The organism is Embleya sp. NBC_00896 (genome assembly GCF_045207785.1).
Taxonomy (GTDB): domain Bacteria; phylum Actinomycetota; class Actinomycetes; order Streptomycetales; family Streptomycetaceae; genus Embleya.
Map to the genome: position 1 here is coordinate 5,567,668 of NZ_CP108776.1, position 16,541 is coordinate 5,584,208.

The 16,541-nt window shown below is 71.9% G+C and carries 17 protein-coding genes; 13 read left to right on the top strand and 4 right to left on the bottom strand.

The genetic code is table 11. From position 1 onward, the window contains the following. Positions 1 to 264: 264 nt before the first annotated feature. Positions 265 to 3,069, bottom strand: a complete 2,805-nt coding sequence (locus OG928_RS25275) for a hypothetical protein (RefSeq protein ID WP_406287662.1) — start codon at positions 3,067 to 3,069, stop codon at positions 265 to 267. 491 nt (positions 3,070 to 3,560) lie between these two features. Here OG928_RS25275 and OG928_RS25280 point away from each other — a divergent pair, with 491 nt between their 5' ends. From OG928_RS25280 to OG928_RS25310, 7 genes are all read left to right on the top strand, one after another. Beyond that, positions 3,561 to 3,935: an ATP-binding protein gene (locus OG928_RS25280; RefSeq protein ID WP_406287664.1), complete on the top strand. Its 375-nt coding sequence runs from the start codon at positions 3,561 to 3,563 to the stop codon at positions 3,933 to 3,935. Between the two features lie 112 nt (positions 3,936 to 4,047). Further along, positions 4,048 to 4,578, top strand: a complete 531-nt coding sequence (locus OG928_RS25285) for a hypothetical protein (RefSeq protein WP_406287666.1) — start codon at positions 4,048 to 4,050, stop codon at positions 4,576 to 4,578. 558 nt (positions 4,579 to 5,136) lie between these two features. After that, complete coding sequence (locus OG928_RS25290) at positions 5,137 to 6,735, top strand: ABC-F family ATP-binding cassette domain-containing protein (RefSeq protein WP_406287668.1); 1,599 nt, start codon at positions 5,137 to 5,139, stop codon at positions 6,733 to 6,735. A 385-nt stretch (positions 6,736 to 7,120) separates the two neighbouring features. Next, positions 7,121 to 7,354 carry a helix-turn-helix domain-containing protein gene (locus OG928_RS25295; RefSeq protein WP_406287670.1) on the top strand — a complete coding sequence of 78 codons (234 nt, stop codon included), beginning with the start codon at positions 7,121 to 7,123 and terminating at the stop codon, positions 7,352 to 7,354. 166 nt (positions 7,355 to 7,520) lie between these two features. Continuing rightward, positions 7,521 to 8,294 carry an enoyl-CoA hydratase/isomerase family protein gene (locus OG928_RS25300; protein ID WP_406287673.1) on the top strand — a complete coding sequence of 258 codons (774 nt, stop codon included), beginning with the start codon at positions 7,521 to 7,523 and terminating at the stop codon, positions 8,292 to 8,294. A gap of 160 nt (positions 8,295 to 8,454) precedes the next feature. Next, positions 8,455 to 10,356 (top strand): ABC transporter ATP-binding protein, encoded by a 1,902-nt coding sequence (locus OG928_RS25305; RefSeq protein WP_406287676.1) that lies wholly within the window; start codon positions 8,455 to 8,457, stop codon positions 10,354 to 10,356. A 70-nt stretch (positions 10,357 to 10,426) separates the two neighbouring features. After that, a complete protein-coding gene (locus tag OG928_RS25310) occupies positions 10,427 to 11,656 on the top strand; it encodes an FAD-dependent monooxygenase (RefSeq protein ID WP_406287678.1) in 1,230 nt (409 codons plus the stop codon). Between the two features lie 30 nt (positions 11,657 to 11,686). On the opposite strand, the gene OG928_RS25315 is transcribed toward OG928_RS25310, so the two are convergent. The 3 genes from OG928_RS25315 to OG928_RS25325 are packed head-to-tail and all read right to left on the bottom strand — an operon-like array spanning position 11,687 to position 13,307. Beyond that, positions 11,687 to 12,031, bottom strand: a complete 345-nt coding sequence (locus OG928_RS25315; protein WP_406287681.1) for an Asp23/Gls24 family envelope stress response protein — start codon at positions 12,029 to 12,031, stop codon at positions 11,687 to 11,689. Then, positions 12,028 to 12,762, bottom strand: a complete 735-nt coding sequence (locus OG928_RS25320; protein WP_406287683.1) for an Asp23/Gls24 family envelope stress response protein — start codon at positions 12,760 to 12,762, stop codon at positions 12,028 to 12,030. The genes OG928_RS25315 and OG928_RS25320 overlap by 4 nt, the downstream gene beginning before the upstream one ends. Beyond that, positions 12,753 to 13,307 (bottom strand): RNA polymerase sigma factor, encoded by a 555-nt coding sequence (locus OG928_RS25325; protein ID WP_406287685.1) that lies wholly within the window; start codon positions 13,305 to 13,307, stop codon positions 12,753 to 12,755. The genes OG928_RS25320 and OG928_RS25325 overlap by 10 nt, the downstream gene beginning before the upstream one ends. A 274-nt stretch (positions 13,308 to 13,581) precedes the next feature. Between OG928_RS25325 and OG928_RS25330 the strand changes: the two genes are divergently transcribed. From OG928_RS25330 to OG928_RS25355, 6 genes are all read left to right on the top strand, one after another. After that, on the top strand, positions 13,582 to 14,076 hold the full coding sequence (locus tag OG928_RS25330) for an Asp23/Gls24 family envelope stress response protein (protein ID WP_406291200.1): 495 nt from the start codon (positions 13,582 to 13,584) through the stop codon (positions 14,074 to 14,076). Beyond that, positions 14,073 to 14,351 carry a hypothetical protein gene (locus OG928_RS25335; protein WP_406287689.1) on the top strand — a complete coding sequence of 93 codons (279 nt, stop codon included), beginning with the start codon at positions 14,073 to 14,075 and terminating at the stop codon, positions 14,349 to 14,351. The genes OG928_RS25330 and OG928_RS25335 overlap by 4 nt, the downstream gene beginning before the upstream one ends. A gap of 374 nt (positions 14,352 to 14,725) precedes the next feature. Continuing rightward, positions 14,726 to 14,908, top strand: coding sequence for a hypothetical protein (locus OG928_RS25340; RefSeq protein WP_078977717.1), 183 nt, complete (start codon positions 14,726 to 14,728; stop codon positions 14,906 to 14,908). After that, positions 14,908 to 15,264: an Asp23/Gls24 family envelope stress response protein gene (locus OG928_RS25345; RefSeq protein WP_406287692.1), complete on the top strand. Its 357-nt coding sequence runs from the start codon at positions 14,908 to 14,910 to the stop codon at positions 15,262 to 15,264. Before OG928_RS25340 ends, OG928_RS25345 begins: the two co-directional genes overlap by 1 nt. After that, entirely contained in the window at positions 15,261 to 15,887 is a 627-nt protein-coding gene (locus OG928_RS25350; protein ID WP_406287695.1) for a DUF6286 domain-containing protein, read from the top strand. The genes OG928_RS25345 and OG928_RS25350 overlap by 4 nt, the downstream gene beginning before the upstream one ends. 7 nt (positions 15,888 to 15,894) lie before the next feature. After that, positions 15,895 to 16,527 (top strand): hypothetical protein, encoded by a 633-nt coding sequence (locus tag OG928_RS25355; RefSeq protein WP_406287697.1) that lies wholly within the window; start codon positions 15,895 to 15,897, stop codon positions 16,525 to 16,527. Positions 16,528 to 16,541: the final 14 nt, after the last annotated feature.

The window sequence follows — 16,541 nt, forward strand, 5'->3', positions numbered from 1 at the left end:
CTCAAACGCCGGCCGGGCTTGATCGACCCGGCCTTCGGCCGAGGTGGCCTCAAGCGCCGGCCGGGCTTTTGGCCTCAAACGCCGGCCGGGCTTGATCGACCCGGCCTTCGGCCGAGGTGGCCTCAAGCGCCGGCCGGGCTGATTGGGCTCGTGCGTTGGGCGGTGCGGCTTGGGTCGTGCGTTGGTTGGCCTCAAGCGTCGGTTGGGCTGATTGGGGTCAAGCGTTGGTCGGGCTGGTGTTGACAGCCCGGCCGGCGCTTTTTTCTATGGGCGGGGTTGGGTGACGCCCAGGAGTTCCAGGACGTCGGTGTCGCCGCGTTGTTGGAGGCGGTGGAGGACGGCCTTGAGGTCGATGCCGGGGTCGAGGCCGATGCGGGCGCCGAGGAGTTCCGGGAGGTTGACCTGCTCGGGGACCGGGTCGACGCCGGTGTGGCGTAGTGCGCGGGCCCAGCGGGGGAGGCGGACGGTCGCGTCGCCGCGGACCAGGCGTGCCTCCAGGCGGCCCTGGTGGATGGACGAGATGAAGACCATGTCGCCGTCGTGCGCGGCCAGGCCCGCCAGGATGGCCCGCAGCGATACCAGGTAGGGCGTGTCGGCCCAGCGCAGGGCGGCGGGGCCGTGCCCGTGGTGCAGCCGCACCTGGCCGCCCGGGGTGATGCCCAGGGACTGCGCGAACGCCGCCGGCAGCTTGACCGGCTCCCCTTCGAGCATCCCGGTGGAGACGTCCACTCGGAACGCCCACGCGCCGCTCTCCTCGCGGAAGCACCCCGCGGTCCAGGACGGGTCGCCGATCGGCGCGGCCGGCTGCTGCTTCTGGGCGGGTCGCTCCAGCGTGTCCGCCGAGCGGGAGAGCACGTGGCCGTTCTCGATCTGGAAGCCTTCGAGCCGGGCGATCCACGCGGCCTGGAGCGGCTCGCGGATGCCCATCGCGGCGAGGTCGCGCTCCAGCGCCCGGAGCGGGACCGGGCCGTGCGCGCACGCCGCGTCGAGGGTGTTCTGGGTCCGGTCCGACAGCTCGCCCAGCGGCGCGGCGGAGAGCCAGCCGTCCACCGACGCGTGCAGGCCGAGCAGGCCGCGCAGGACCTGCCAGACCTGGATGTCCAGGCCCCGCACGATCGCCGTGTGCCGCTCGTGCAGCGCGCGCAGCTCGGCCACCGTGGTCAGCACGCCGAGCCGGTCGCGGACGAAGCTCAGGTGCACCCGCACCGGCGCGCCCTCGGAGCGCGCGATCCGCTCGTCGAGGGTGCGCCGCAGGTCCCGCTCCATGATCTTGACCTCGGCCGGAGTGGTGCCGAACTCCGCGGCCAGCGACTCCAGTTCGCGTGGCGCGTCGGTGAACAGCCGATCGCGCGCGAGCACCTTGCGGCGCGGCTCGGCGGTCACGAACCACGAGGACAGCACCACTTCCAGGTCCCCGCCGCCGGGTTCGCCGGAGCGCGGCACCGGCCGGTCGACCAGCATCGTGACGTCCTCGGGCGCCGCCAGCGTGCCCGGGACCATCTCGACGGTGGCCTCGGGGTCGGCGGCCGCCGCCTTGGTGCCGCGGTTGGTGCGCGGGACGGCCGAGTGCTCCGGCGGCGCGGGCACCGACGGTACGTCCGCGTCGGCCGACGCGGTGCGCGGCGGGTGGCTCGGCCGCGGCGGGATGGCCAGACCCTGCGGCGTGCGCGGCGTGTTCGACTCGGCGACCGCCCGGACCTCGCCGACCGTGGCGGGCGGCACCTCGCCGAACGCGTCCAGGCCGGGCTCTTCGGCGCCCCGCTCGGCCGGCTTCGCCGACCGGTCGGCCGCGGCGGCCTCCTTTTTCCTGTCCTTGAGCTTGGGGATCGGCACGTCCGCGACGGTCAACGGCGGCGTCTCGCCGAACGCGTCCAGGCCGGGCAGATCGCCCTCGGTCGCGGGCTCGGCGGACACGACGGGCCTCGCCTCGGGCTTGTCTTCCGAGGTGTCCTCGGTGCGGATCCGCGGCGCGCGCTTGACGTCCGGCTTCGGCTCGGGTTCGGACGTCGGCGGCGGGACCGTCCGGACGCTCGCCTGCGTGGTCGGCGGGATCTCGCCGTACGCGTCCACGCCGGGCCCGGTCGAGCCGTGCGGTGTCGGCGGCGCCTCGCCGAACACGTCGGCCGGCTCGGGGGCGGGCGTCGACTCCGGGGCGTCGGCCGGCTCCGGGGCGGCGAGCGGGGCCGACGGCATGGTCAGCGACGCGCGCAGCCCGGACGGGACCTGCGTGAGCAGCGCCGTGAGGGCCGCGCGGACCTCCTCGTCGGCCTCCTCCAGGCCGACGACCGCGGCGGTCTCCAGGGTGACCTGCGCGAGCTGTGCCATCAGCGGTACGTCGGGCGCCTGCTCGGCCAACCACCGCACCACCGTGCCGAGTTCGGCGGTCAGCGGTTCGGGCAGCTTGACGGTGCGCAACTCGTTCTCGTCGAGGTCGCCCCAGTCGTGCGGGTCGTCGGCGTCGGCGTCGGGGGCGGTCGCCTCGGCGTCGGTCGGCGGCTCGGTCGGCGTCGCCGCGGTCGCGGCCGGTTCGGGTTCCGGGGCCGGCTCGGGCTCGGCCGCGACCTCGGGCTCGGGTGCGGCCGGCGCGACCGGCGGTACGTCCAGGACGGCGTCCACGTCCAGCGACTCGTCGTCGGCGGGGAGCAGCCCGAGCACCTCCTCGAACAGCCGGGCCACCAGCGGCCGGACCGTCGAGGTGCCGATCTGCGTCCAGTCGCCGACCTCGCGCACCGTCGTGGTCAGCAGGTCCGCCCAGTCCGGCGTGCGGACCATGACGTTCGTCCGCGCGCCGTCGGGCCACTGGGACAACCGGAAGCCGTTGCGGGCGAGCCACGCGCCCGGCAGCAGGTCGCCGAGCCGCAGATGCCGCAGCTCCGTGTACGCGAGGTCGGCGAGCCGACCGGGCAACTCGTCCCGGCCGAAGGTCTCCGCGGCGCGCACGACGGGAACGCTCAGCCACCACGCCGCGGGCAGATCGTCGTGTTCGAGGTAGTCGGCGACGAGTTCGGGTGCGACGAAGCGCAGAGCGGGGACGAAATCGGCCAGAGTGGCCTGAAGCCGGGGCTGCATGCAGGTCCTCCGTGACGCGGTCGGTAACCCCGACGTTAGCGGCCGGGCGGCGAACCGGCACCGGTTGTCCGGGCCGTTGCCGTCTGCTTGCGGGACGAAGCGGCGGATCGGTTGGTTCCCCGAGAGCCGCCGAGTGGGGTGTGAGCCGTGTCCCCTTGCGGCTCGCCCGGTCTTCGGTGGAGGTCGTCTTTGTCGGAAATCGCTACCCCGCCGAGCAGGCACGGAACCGCTTCCCGGGCGCTCGACGGCTCATTTCGCACACGCGTGCGCCGGTCGAGCGCCGTCGTGCGTCCGTCGCCGGCCCGCGCCAGGTTTCACCAGGGGTAAAGAAGTCGATCTCACCAACAGGGGCGACAAGGGCGGCTAGTTTGGGCAAAGGTCACCGAAGCCTCCGGCCGCCTCATGTGGGGTCAGCAGGGGAGACAGGGGGAGACGTGGGCGAAATCGCCTCATCGCCGCGACCCGGGGAGTCCCCGGCCGGTCCGCTGCTCATGTCGTTGCGTCTTGCGGCCACCGTGGAGGCGGTTCCCCGGGCCCGCCACGCGCTGCGCCGCGTGCTCGCGGAGCGCGTCCCCGACGGGCCGCTCGACACGCTCGAACTGCTGCTGTCGGAGCTGGTGACCAACGCGGTCCAGCACTCGGTGGTGGGTCGCACGGTGGCGATCGCCGTGCTGCGCCGGGAGAACTCGATTCGGATAGCGGTCGTCGACAACGAGTCCGCGCCCCCCGAGCCGGGCGACGCGGTGGATCTGCTGGACGAGCACGGCCGCGGACTGTTGCTCGTGGAGGCGATGGCCGAGGAATGGGGCAGCTATCCCGTTCCGGACGGCAAGGTCGTCTGGTGCGACGTCAAGACCGTCGAATGACGGCGGTCCGGACCCGTTCAAACCAAGTGCCGCAATAAATGGCGCAATTCGGTGGAGCCGGGCAACCTGGCAGGGACAGTTCGTTTCGTTCGTCCTTGGCGAGGAGGGTCCGTTGCGCGAACAGACCATCGGGGAACATCTCGACCGGTTGGCCAGTCCCGACGTCCGGGTGCGTGGTTCGGCCGCCGCTGTGCAAGCCGGCCAGTCCGCCGCGCTGATCGAGCGGTCGGCCGCGTTGGCGCTGCACACCACCGACGCCGAGGAGACGATGCGGGCGGCGCGTGCGGAGGCGGGGCGGATGCGGGAGCGCGCCATGCGCGTTGCCGATGCGGAGGGGGCCGGGGTCAACGGGCACGCGTCTGCCGGGGCGGAGGTGGAGGTGCCGCTGCGGATTGCTGCGCTGGCCGCGGATTTGATTCGGCTCGCCTGTACGGTGCGGGATGGGGCGGACGATGACGTGTTGCCCTATCTGGTGGCGGCTGCGGCCAGTGCGCGGGCTTCGTTGGAAGCGGCGGGGGCTTGGGCGGACTTGCTTGTCGCCGATGGCGGGGGGCGGGAGGCTCGGGCTCGGATGGCTCGTCATCTCGCCGCGGTTCCCTATGCCGAAGACTTGGTCGACCGTGCGCGTCTAGTCGTCGGCTGATCGGGCGGCCTCAAGCGCCGGCCGGGCTGCGTGGCCTCAAACGCCGGCCGGGCTGACTTGGCCTGGTCTTCAGGGTGGCCTTGAGCGTGGGCTGGCTCTTGGCCTCAAGCGCCGGCCGGGCTGATTCGACCCGGCCTTCGGCCGAGGTGGCCTCAAGCGCCGGCCGGGCTGATTTGGCCTGGTCTTCAGGGTGGCCTTGAGCGTGGGTTGGCTCTTGGCCTCAAGCGCCGGCCGGGCTGATTTGGCTTGGTCTTCAAAGTGGGGGCTCAAACGCCGGCCGGGCTATTCGTAGCCCGGCCGGCGTTTGAGGACGCTCGATCAGTCCGGCCGGGGGCGAGAAGGTGGGGTGACCGATATCCCATTTCCGGGTTTTTATGGCCGACGTCGGCTTTGTGACCTGTGACGCCCGGAAATGCGGGCGGAGGGCTCCCGTAGACTGGGCGCCATGGTCGGTTTCTCTGGATATCCCCGCGAGCGGCCCTAGAGCGGTGCGGCTTCCCTGCGAGCCCCGCGCGACCGTCCGTCTTCGTCAGTCCCCGACCGGGAGTCCAGTCCTTCATGATCAATGCAACCAACGTCGAACTACGTGCCGGCGCCCGCATCCTGCTCGAGCCGGTTTCCTTTCGGGTGGCCGCCGGCGACCGGATCGGTCTGGTCGGCCGCAACGGCGCGGGCAAGACCACGTTGACCAAGACCCTCGCCGGCGAGACCCAGCCCGCGTCCGGCACGATCACCCGCACCGGTGAGGTCGGCTACCTGCCGCAGGACCCGCGTACCGGCGACCTCGACGTGCTGGCCCGCGACCGGATCCTGTCCGCCCGCGGCCTGGACGTGGCGTTGACCGGCATGCGTGAGGCCGAGGGCCTGATGGCCAGCGCGAGCGGTGACACCGCCGCGAAGGCGATGCGCAAGTATTCGCGCCTGGAGACCGAGTTCCTGACCAAGGGCGGCTACGCGGCCGAGGCCGAGGCGGCCACCATCGCCGCGAGCCTGGGCCTGCCGGACCGGATCCTGGGCCAGGAGCTGAACACCCTCTCCGGTGGCCAGCGCCGCCGCGTCGAACTGGCCCGGATCCTGTTCTCCGACGCCGACACGCTCCTGCTCGACGAGCCCACCAACCACCTCGACGCCGACTCGATCGGGTGGCTGCGCGAGTTCCTCAAGACGTACAAGGGCGGCTTCATCGTGATCAGCCACGATGTCGGCCTGATGGAGGCGTGCGTCAACAAGGTCTTCTACCTCGACGGCAACCGCACCACGATCGACCTCTACAACGTCGGCTGGAACGCCTACAAGCTCCAGCGCGAGACCGACGAGCGGCGCCGCAAGCGCGAGCGCTCCAACGCCGAGAAGAAGGCCGGCCAGCTCTTCTCGCAGGCCGACAAGATGCGCGCGAAGGCCACCAAGACCGTCGCCGCGCAGAACATGGCCAAGCGCGCCGAGAAGCTCCTCGCCGGACTGGAGAGCGAGCGCAAGTCGGACAAGGTCGCCAAGCTGCGCTTCCCGAAGCCGGCCCCGTGCGGCAAGACCCCGCTGATGGCGACCGGCCTGTCCAAGTCGTACGGCTCGCTGGAGATCTTCACCGACGTCGACCTGGCGATCGACAAGGGCTCGCGGGTGGTCATCCTCGGCCTCAACGGCGCGGGCAAGACCACGCTCCTTCGCCTGCTCGGCGGCGTCGAGGACGCGGACACCGGCAAGATCGAGCCTGGCCACGGCCTCCAGCTCGGCTACTACGCGCAGGAGCACGAGACGCTCGACCCCGAGCGCTCGGTCCTGGAGAACATGCGCTCGTCCGCGCCCGACCTCGACCTGGTCGAGGTGCGCAAGGTGCTCGGCTCGTTCCTGTTCTCCGGCGACGACGTGGACAAGCCCGCCGGTGTGCTCTCCGGCGGCGAGAAGACCCGCCTGGCGCTGGCGACCCTGGTGGTCTCGGCGGCCAACGTGCTGCTGCTGGACGAGCCGACCAACAACCTCGACCCCGCGAGCCGCGCCGAGGTGCTGGACGCGCTGCGCACGTACGAGGGCGCGGTCGTGCTCGTCACGCACGACGAGGGCGCGGTGGAGGCGCTTCAGCCGGAGCGGATCATCCTGCTCCCGGACGGCGTCGAGGACCTGTGGAACGAGGACTACGCCGACCTGGTCGCGCTCGCGTAACACCCCGAACGACCGACACCCCGTCGGGTTGCCTTGGATGGCAACCCGGCGGGGTGTTCGCTTTCGTCCCTCGTCGCCTTTTCGCCACGAAACCCTCACAAGGGGAAGCCATCGTTCCGGTACGTGGGTGATTCCGGTCATGAGAACCGACGGCGACGCAGAGCAAGGTCGCGAATCTCATGGGTGACCAGGGGCTTTGCGGACGGACATCGGATTCGGTCAAGCATTCGGCAGGGGAAGGCGCGATTCCGGTCGGGTGATCTTTGTGTGCGCGAGGCCACGCGCCGCGACGATCAAGCCATCGGGCCTGGTCGAATCACTGGCCATGGCATGGCCCAGGGGTGATCATGGGATTCCAGAGCGCACTTCCTACGAGGAGGCACGTGTGGCCGAGACTCTGAAGAAGGGCAGCCGGGTTACCGGTGCCGCGCGCGAGCAGCTCGCGGCTGACCTCAAGAAGAAGTACGACTCCGGTGCCAGCATCCGCGCCCTCGCGGAGGAGACGGGCCGTTCCTACGGCTTCGTGCACCGGATGCTCAGTGAGTCCGGAGTGACCCTCCGTGGCAGGGGTGGGGCAACGCGGGGCAAGGCAAAGACCGCCGCGTCCGCCTCGGCCTGAGGCCGCGCTCCGGAGGAACGGCTCCACGGTACAGACCGTCGAACGACCATGTGACCGACCGGTAACGTCGGGCGCGTGGTCGTTTGCCGGAAGCGACCCGAACACGGGAGGGACCGTGGACGCGGTGGCGGATCTCAATGGCGGTACTGGCGGAAATTTCGACAATGTGGAAAAGCAGGGCCTCTCGGTCGTGACCGAGGGCTCGCTCGCGGTGGTGACCCTCACCAATCCCGATCGGCGCAACGCGCAGACTCCCGCGCTCTGGCGCGCGCTTGCCGCCGTCGGTCGCGACCTGCCCGGTGACATTCGGGCCGTGCTGCTGTGCGCGGAGGGAGCCTCCTTCTCCGCGGGTCTGGACAGGCGGATGTTCCCCGGCGGCGGGGGCATCCCGGGGGAACAGGACCTCGCCGGCCTGGCCGGCGCGGGGGACGAGGAGCTCGACGGGGCGATCGCCTCGTTCCAGGAGGCGTTCACGTGGTGGCGCCGCCCGGACCTGATCACGGTTGCCGCGGTGCAGGGGCACGCCGTGGGCGCCGGGTTCCAGTTGGCGCTGGCCTGCGATCTGCGGGTCTGCGCCGACGACGCGCAGTTCTCGATGCGCGAGACCGCCCTCGGCCTGGTCCCCGACCTGGCCGGGACCAAGCCGTTGACCGAACTCGTGGGCTACGCCCGCGCGCTGGAGATCTGTGTGACCGGCCGCTGGGTGGGTGCCCAGGAGGCCGTAGCGATGGGCCTGGCCACGCTCGCGGTGCCGCGCGAGGATCTCGACGGCGCCGCGCGCGACCTCGTGGCCGCGCTCCTCGCCGCGCCGCGCGACGCGGTGATCGAGACCAAGGCGCTGCTCGCGGGTGCCGCGGCGCGGACGTACGACGAACAGCGTGCCGCCGAACGCGCCGCGCAGGCCCGCCGGCTTCGTGACCTCGCGGGGCTCGGCGAGTAGGGGCCGAGGGGTGATTCGCGTCACACCGGGCCGCCGCCGGCGGCCGCGGCCCGGTGCGTGCCCGGGAGTAACCGAGCCCGTGCCGGTGTTCCTGTACACGAAGTGCTGAGGTTGGCTCAGGATTTCGTCTTATCACTTGTATGTACGGGAGCGAGGCATCATGAGCGGCGGCGGCCCGATGGGGGTGAACCTGCGGTCCTACACCCGCGACGCGTCGGTGACCGAGCGAAAGCTCGCGCCGGGCACCGTGCGGCGGGTGGGGGAATTCGCCAAACCGTTCGCCCGGCAGATCACCGTGTATCTGATCCTCGTCGTGATCGGCGCGGTGCTGACCATCGTGCCCCCGCTGCTCGCGCAGCGGATCGTCGACGACGGGGTGCTCAAGGGCGACAGCGGTCTGGTGACCGTGCTCGCGATGGTGGTCGCGGGGATCGCGCTGCTCGCGGCCGGCTTCGGGCTCGCCGAGCGGTGGTACTCGGCGCGGATCGGCGAGGGCTCGATCTATCAGTTGCGCAGCCAGGTGTTCGCGCACGTGCAGCGCCAGCCGATCGCGTTCTTCACCCGGACCCAGACCGGCGCGCTGATCTCGCGCCTGAACAACGACGTACTGTCCGCGCAACGCGCGTTCACCTCGACCCTCGCGGGGGTCGTCGCCAACCTGGTGAGCCTGGTCCTGGTCGCCGGCACGATGTTCTACCTCGCCTGGCAGATCACCCTGATCTCGCTCGTGCTGCTGCCGTTGTTCCTGCTGCCGGCGAAGTGGATCGGCCGCCGGTTGCAGGCCATGACGCGTGAGCAGATGCAGCTCAACGCCGAGATGTCGACGGTGATGACCGAGCGGTTCAACGTCTCCGGCGCGATGCTCGCCAAGATCTTCGGCCGGCCCGACGAGGAGGACGCGCTGTTCTCCGGGCGGGCCGCGCACGTGCGCGACATCGGGGTCCGGATCGCGCTGGTGAACCGGGTCTTCGCGACCGCGCTCACCCTGGTCGCGTCGCTGGCGACCGCTCTCGTGTACCTGATCGGCGGTCACCTGGCGGTGGACGGCAGGCTCACCGTCGGCACGCTCGTCGCGCTCACCGTGCTGCTCGGCCGGTTGTACGGGCCGCTCACCGCGCTCGCGAACGTGCGGGTGGACGTGATGACCGCGCTGGTCAGCTTCGAGCGGGTCTTCGAGGTGTTCGACCTGCCGGCGATGATCGCCGACAAGCCGGACGCCAAGCCGCTGCCCAAGGACGCGGCGGCGGTCGAGTTCGACGCGGTCGGGTTCGCCTACCCGGGTGCCGACGAGGTGTCGCTCGCCTCCCTGGAGAGCGTCGCGGTGCTCGATCGGCGGCGCCCCGAGCAGGTGTTGCGCGACGTGTCCTTCCGGGCCGAGCCCGGCCAGGTGATCGCGCTCGTCGGCCCCTCGGGCGCGGGCAAGACCACGATCACCTCGCTCGTGGGCCGGCTCTACGACGCGACCGAGGGCGCGGTGCGGATCGGTGGCCACGACGTGCGCGATGTGACACTCGCCTCGTTGCGGGACACCGTCGGCGTGGTGACCCAGGACTCGCACATGTTCCACGACACGATCCGAGGCAACCTGCTGTACGCCAAGCCGGACGCGACCGACGACGAACTGTGGGCGGCCCTGCGCGCGGCCAACATCGGGGACCTGGTGTCGGCGCTGCCGGATCGGCTGGAGACCGTGGTCGGTGAGCGCGGGCACCGGCTCTCCGGCGGGGAGAAGCAGCGCCTGGCGATCGCCCGGCTGCTGCTCAAGTCGCCGCGCGTGGTCGTGCTCGACGAGGCGACCGCGCACCTGGACTCCGAGTCGGAGGCGGCGGTGCAGCGCGCGCTGACCACCGCGCTGGAAGGGCGCACGGCGCTGGTCATCGCGCACCGGCTCTCCACCGTGCGCGACGCCGACCAGATCCTCGTCGTGGACGACGGCGGGATCGTCGAGCGTGGCACACACGCCGAGTTGCTCGCCCGGAACGGGCTGTACGCGGATCTGTACCACCGTCAGTTCCGGGACCAGGAAGACGAGTCGATCGAGCCCGAGGTGCTCGCGAGTTGACCGGCCGCAGACCGGACCGACGGGTAGTGTTGTCGATATTCCCAAACGGTTGGCAAGAGGGGCTTTCTACGTGCGTGTTCTCGTCGCCGGTGGCGGCATAGGCGGATTGGCTGCGGCACTGAGCCTGTACGACGCGGGCATCACCGATGTGACGGTGGTCGACGCGGCACTGAGAATCCGGCCCCTCGGGCTCGGGATCAGCCTCCTGCCACACGCGGTTCGCGAACTCGCCGAACTCGACCTCTACCACCCGATCGCGAACCTGGGCGTGCCGCTGTCGGCGGTGGCCTATCCCAACGCCGCGGCGACGCGCGTGGTGCTCGAACCGCGGGGGCAGCGGGCCGGATTCCTGTGGCCGCATCTGTCGGTGCCGCGCGGTGAGTTGCAGGTCGCGCTGCTGCGCGCGGTCTACCAGCGGCTCGGCCGGGTCGCGGTGCGCACCGGTTCGCGGCTGACCGGGTTCGACCAGGACGGCGGCGGGGTGCGGGCCCGCTTCGTCGATGCCGACGGCCGGGTCTGGGACGAGAGTGCCGACGTGCTGATCGGCGCCGACGGGATCAACTCGGCGACGCGCGCGACGCTGTTGCCGGACGAGGGCGTGCCGGTCGCGCAGCCGCGAATACTCATGCGCGGCACCACGCGCTGCGCGCCGTTCGCGGACGGGCACACGATGATCATGACCGCGCACGGCGAGGCGCGTTTCATGGCGCACCCGATCAAGCCGATCGATCCGCGCGACGGGTACACGCTCACCAACTGGCTCGCCGAGCTGCCCGATCGCCAATCCGCGGGCGAACTCGGCGACAGCGGCTGGAACGGCCCCGCGGACCTGCGCCGGCTGCACCGGGTCTTCCGCGGCTGGAGCATCGCGGGCGCCGACATCGGCGCGATGGTCAAGTCGCCGACCGAGGCGTCCGGCTACCCGCTGGTGACCCGCCCACCGCTGGACCAGTGGTCGTACGGCCGGGTCACCCTGCTCGGCGACGCGGCGCACCCGATGTACCCCTACGTGCTCGGCGGCGCGTCCGAGTCGATCGTCGACGCGCGGGTGCTCGCGCGGGCGTTGGCCTCGCACGACGATCCGGTCGAGGGCCTGGCGATGTACGAGCGGGCCCGGCTGCCGTTGAACAAGTGGCTCCAGTTGATCGGCCACGGGCGGGTCCCGCGGGCCGCCGACGCGACCGGTCCGCTCACCGCGGCCGAGGAGATCGGCGGCGTCCTGGGCGCGTACGGCCACCTGCCCGGACACGACCCGGCGGCGCTCAACGCGCGGCCGTCGTACAGCCTCGCGAAGGTCTGACGGCGGCCCGACACGCCCCGGGGCGCGTCCTCACGACCCCGCGTCGGTGACCAGGATGTGTACGACCACGTTCTTGTGCCCGGTCCGGGCGGAGACCTCGGCGGCGACCGCCGCACGGACCTCGCGGGCCACGTCCAGGACCCGGCGGCTCGCCGCCGCGCGGAACTGGACGTCGACGTGCAGGACCCCGTCCACCACGCGCGTGGTCACGCCCGGGACCCGGCCCTGGATCAGGCCGCCCGAGACCTGGGCCACCGCGTCCAGCAGCCCCGGTTGCAGGCCGACCACGCCCGGCACGGCCAGTGCCGCGCCGCCCGCGGTGGTCCGGGCCAGGACGGACAGTTCGCGCGATGAGCGCGTCGCCGGCTGCGTCATCGGTCCGCCTTCCGATCCCGGGCGGCCGGTTCCAGGCCCACCACGTCCACGTCCACCTTCGCCACTTCCAACCCCAGTCGTTCCGTCGCGGCCCGGGTGACCCGCTCGCGCAGCCGGTCGGCCAGCGGGTGGATCGGTTCGCCGTACGGCACACCGACCGACAGCCGCACCGTGACCGGGCCCGGTACGGCCGCGCCCGCCCGGTTCTCGTGCGGTCGGATCCGGCAACTGCGCGCCTGGACCCCGGGCTCGGCGTCCGCCGCCGCGCGCAACGTGCGCGCCGCGGCCGTCTCGGTCAGCGTCAACTGCTCGTCGGGCTCGCCCAACGGGAGCAGCCGCCCGGTGTGCAACTCGGCCCGGACCAGCCGCATCACGCGCGAACCCAGGTCGTCCGGCACCGGCACCGGCAACTCGGCCCACTCGCGTGTGACCTGGTCGAGCACCGAGTGGTCGCGGATCACCGCCTGGCACTCCGGGCACGAGCGCTCGTGCTCGTCGAGCAGGCCCGCGCCGGCGTGTTCCAGGACGGTCTCGGGCTCCCGCCCGCACGGCAGCAGTTCCTCGTCCGAGCCCGGGCGCACCGAGGTCGCCGCGGGCGCATCCGCGGCCGGCTCGGGCCGGGTCGTCGCGAGCAGTTCGGCCGCGGACGGCAGCCGCACGGCGTCCGGCGCGTCCCCGGACTCGTTCGTCGCGGCGTCCGGCGCGTTCCCCGTCTCGTTCGTCACGTCCACGGCCGCATCGCCTCCGCCAGGGTCTGTCGTGCTCGGAAGATCCTGCCCCGGACCGCGCTCGGCCCGATCCCCACGGCGGCCGCGATCTCGTCGTAGCTCTGCCCGTGCAGCTCGCGCAGTACCCAGCAGGCGCGTTGCTCCTCGGTGAGCGTGGTCATCGCCTCCTGGAGTGCCTTGAGCGCCGCCGACCCCTCGGCCCTTCGTTCCGGGTTGTCCGCCATCTGCTCCATCGCCCGGTCGGGCACCTGGTCGAGCCCGACCGTGGGCCGTCTGGTGCGCGCGATGTTCAACGCGCGGTTGGTGACGATGCGGTACATCCAGGTCAGGAAGGACGAATCGGCGCGGAAGCCGGGCAGGCGCCGCCACGCGCTGATGAACGCCTCCTGGACCGCGTCCTCGGCGTCGGTGGGGCGGCCGAGGATGCGCAACGCCAGTGTGTAGAGGGATCGTCCGTGCCGACGCATCAGCACCTCGAACGCCTCGGCGTCGCCCTCTTGAGCCCGCACCACCAGGGTGCCCTCGTCGAGCTCGGCCTCGTCGGCCATCCGATTCCCTCCTCGTCCCAACCCGGCGACGGTACTGCGCTCCGCGCGCCAACACGAGAACCGCCACCCCCCGGCGGGGCGTGGGGGCGGTTCCGTGCCCGCGGGCGCTCGGCGAGATAGCGTCGGATTCCTCGAAACATCCTCCGATCGACGCGTGACGTTCGCCCGGTGTGTGTGTCGTACAGGTGTGGTGAACCCGGCAACGGGCACCGATGTCAGCGGGACCGAGGGGTTCCGGTCGCAGGTTTTGGCAGTCGAGGAAGGAAGTGCGCCGATGGCGGACACAACGACGCAGGGCAAGACCGGCACGCAGGCGCTCCAGAAGGACGAAGAGCGCTCCGCGGTGGGCGGGGCTCGATCGACCGAGGTCGTCAAGCTGGCCACGGAGAAGGGGCGCACGTCCATCGCGGACGGCGTCGTCGCGAAGATCGCGGGCATCGCGGCCCGCGAGATCCCGGGCGTGTACGCGCTCGGCGGCGGTGCGGCGCGTGCGTTCGGCGCGGTGCGCCAGCGCATTCCGGGTGGCAAGCCGAACGTGGCCCAGGGTGTCAGCGTCGAGGTGGGCGAGCGGCAGTGCGCGGTCGACCTCAACATCGTGGTGGATTACGGCGTGCCCATCGCGGAATTGGCGCAGGCCGTCCGCGAGAATGTCATCGACTCCGTCGAGCGGATGACCGCGCTCGAGGTGGTCGAAGTCAACATCGCGGTGGACGACATCCACATCGAGTACGACGGCGACGACTCCACCAAGGAACGCCAGCTTCAGTGACGCGAGGGCCCGGCGACGACGAGCGGCGTCAACTGCTGCGCGAATACCGGGAGTTCATTCGCACGAGTCATCCCGATCGTGGAGGTGACCCCGATGAATTCGTCGCCGGGCTCGAACGTTTCAGGGCGCTCATCGACGCGGCGGGCCCGCCCGCACCCAGGCTTTCCGGCGCCGCGGCGGAGACCACGGCCTACCGCCGCGGTCGCCTCCCGGCCCAACTCTGGCGCCACCTGACCGAACGCCACCGTCGTCGCAACAACCCACGAGTCGAGTAGCCCCCGGGCCGCCCCAGGCTCACGACCAGTCCGTCCCCCCGCCCGAACCCCGACGAGCCGCCCCCGACCCTCACGACACGACCATGGCCCCCACGGCCGCCGACCCCGACGCTTCGACGAGCGCAGCGAGGAGAGCGGCCGGAGGCCGCAAGCTTTTCGACAACGTCGCCGGCCCGGAACGAAGTGGAGGGACGGCGACGTGCGAGCGGAGTGCCGCTTTTGTGGAGCGCGAGCGGAGCAAAAGTGGTGCTTCGGGAGCCGGCGGCTCTGCCGCCTAAAAAAGAGTGGTGCTTCGGGAGCCGGCGGCTCTGCCGCCCAAATAAGAGCCGTGCTTCGGGAGCCGGCGGCTCCGCCGCCCAAAAAGAAGGAGTCCAATGACTACACCCATGGTCGGCCTGTTGGTCGGCATGGCGCTCGGTCTGGCCGCCGCACTCGGCGGGTTCGGGGCCTTTCTCCTGGTCGCCGCGCTCGGGGTGGTCGGCTTCCTGGTCGGTCGTTTCCTGGACGGCGATCTGGACCTCGGCGAGCTGTTCAGCTCGCGCAACCGGCGGCGCTGATGCGCGCGGTACCGGCGGAGGGCCTCGCGCCGGCCGCGCATCGAGGGGTACTCCAGATCGGCGGGCGGGTGGTCGAGAAGATCGCCGCCCGCGCGGCGCGTGAGGCCACCGCGGAGGCCGCGCCGGACACCGTCCTGCGCGCGCCCCGAGCCGGCGCGACCATGCACCACGACCACGCGACGGTCAACCTCGACGTCGACGTGCCCTACCCCGGGCCCGTGGTCGCGATCGCCCGCACGATTCGGCAACGGGTGCGGGCCGACGTCGAGTACCTGACCGGCATGCCGGTCGTGCGCGTGGACGTGACCGTCGCCCGATTGACCCGTGGGGGGCACGGCAAGAGGAGAGTGCAGTGAGTCTGGACGCCGCGTCCGAGGCGCCCGCGGGCAGCTCGGCGGACGAGCCCGCCTCGGAGGACGCCGGCGACTGGGGCGACGGCGCGAGGGTTCGCCGGGCCTGGTCGCCCCGTGGTTTCCCGGCCGGCCTGGTGGCCCTGGTCGCGGCCGGCGTCGCGGGCACCGCGCTGTACATCGGCGTGACGGCCCGGATCGACCGCGCTCCGCGCTGGTCGCGCGACCTGCTGGAGCGCGCGCAGACGCACGAATGGCGTGACTCCGCGGTGGTCGCCGCGGGCCTGGTCACGGCGGTGGTCGGGCTGTGGCTGATCGTGCTCGCGGTCACCCCGGGTCGGCGCAGCCTGCTGCGGCTTCGTTCGCCCGGCGACGGGATGACCGTGTACATGACCCGGCGCACCGCGGCCTCGTTCCTGCGGCACACCGCGCTGGCCTCCTCGGGCGTGCTGGACGCGCGGGTGCGGATGGGCCGGCGCAAGGCGGTACTGCGGGTGGACTACCACTTCCGCGACCCCGACGAATTGCACGACGAGCTGACGGAGCGGCTGGAGGAACGTGCGCACGCCCTCACCCTCGCCCGAGTGCCGCGCGTGGATCTGCGCCTGCAGCCCGTGAGCGGGAGGTGAGGCGGGCATGCGTACGGTTTGCAACCGGATCCTGTTGTTCGTCGTCGGTCTGATCCTGATCGCCGGCGGCCTGGCCGTCGCCGCGCGCGGACGGGGCTGGTATCCCGACCTGGTGCGCACCGCGGACAAGCCGTTCATCACGGCGAGTCAGGCCGAGCGGCTCACCGACGAGAGCTGGTGGTGGTGGGCCGCGTTCGGCGTGCCCGGTCTGCTCCTGGTGCTCGCACTGTGGTGGCTGTTCGCGCAGTTCGGCCGGCGCCCGGTGCGCTCGCTGCACGTCCACGACGAGTCCGCGAACGCCGGCACCGGCCCGTCGGGTCTGGGCACCGGCTTCGGGATGGTCGGCGACGAGGCGGACACCCTGACGGTCACGGGCCACGCGCTCGCCGACGCGATCGAGGACGACCTGTCCTCGGTCGACGGCGTCGAGCACGTCTCGGCGCACCTGGTCCGCCGACGCAAGGGCCCGACGCTGCGCGCCCTGGTCCGCGCCGAGCCCGGCGCCGAGCCGCGCACGCTGCTCACCGCCGTGCGCGACCGGGTGCTGCCGAACGCGCGCGACGCGGTGGGCCTGCCCACGCTGCCCACGGTGCTGACGCTGCGCACGAGCCGCGGGCTGCCGAAGCGCCACCTGGAGTGAGCCGAGCACGCGCG

Bases quoted from the DNA above. Each gene is read 5' to 3' on its own strand.
- OG928_RS25340 (WP_078977717.1), top strand. From the start codon at position 14,726: ATGACTACACCCATGGTCGGCCTGTTGGTCGGCATGGCGCTCGGTCTG.
- OG928_RS25280 (WP_406287664.1), top strand. From the start codon at position 3,561: ATGTCGTTGCGTCTTGCGGCCACCGTGGAGGCGGTTCCCCGGGCCCGC.
- OG928_RS25325 (WP_406287685.1), bottom strand. From the start codon at position 13,307: ATGGCCGACGAGGCCGAGCTCGACGAGGGCACCCTGGTGGTGCGGGCT.
- OG928_RS25290 (WP_406287668.1), top strand. From the start codon at position 5,137: ATGATCAATGCAACCAACGTCGAACTACGTGCCGGCGCCCGCATCCTG.
- OG928_RS25355 (WP_406287697.1), top strand. From the start codon at position 15,895: ATGCGTACGGTTTGCAACCGGATCCTGTTGTTCGTCGTCGGTCTGATC.
- OG928_RS25315 (WP_406287681.1), bottom strand. From the start codon at position 12,031: ATGACGCAGCCGGCGACGCGCTCATCGCGCGAACTGTCCGTCCTGGCC.
- OG928_RS25345 (WP_406287692.1), top strand. From the start codon at position 14,908: ATGCGCGCGGTACCGGCGGAGGGCCTCGCGCCGGCCGCGCATCGAGGG.
- OG928_RS25275 (WP_406287662.1), bottom strand. From the start codon at position 3,069: ATGCAGCCCCGGCTTCAGGCCACTCTGGCCGATTTCGTCCCCGCTCTG.
- OG928_RS25330 (WP_406291200.1), top strand. From the start codon at position 13,582: ATGGCGGACACAACGACGCAGGGCAAGACCGGCACGCAGGCGCTCCAG.
- OG928_RS25305 (WP_406287676.1), top strand. From the start codon at position 8,455: ATGAGCGGCGGCGGCCCGATGGGGGTGAACCTGCGGTCCTACACCCGC.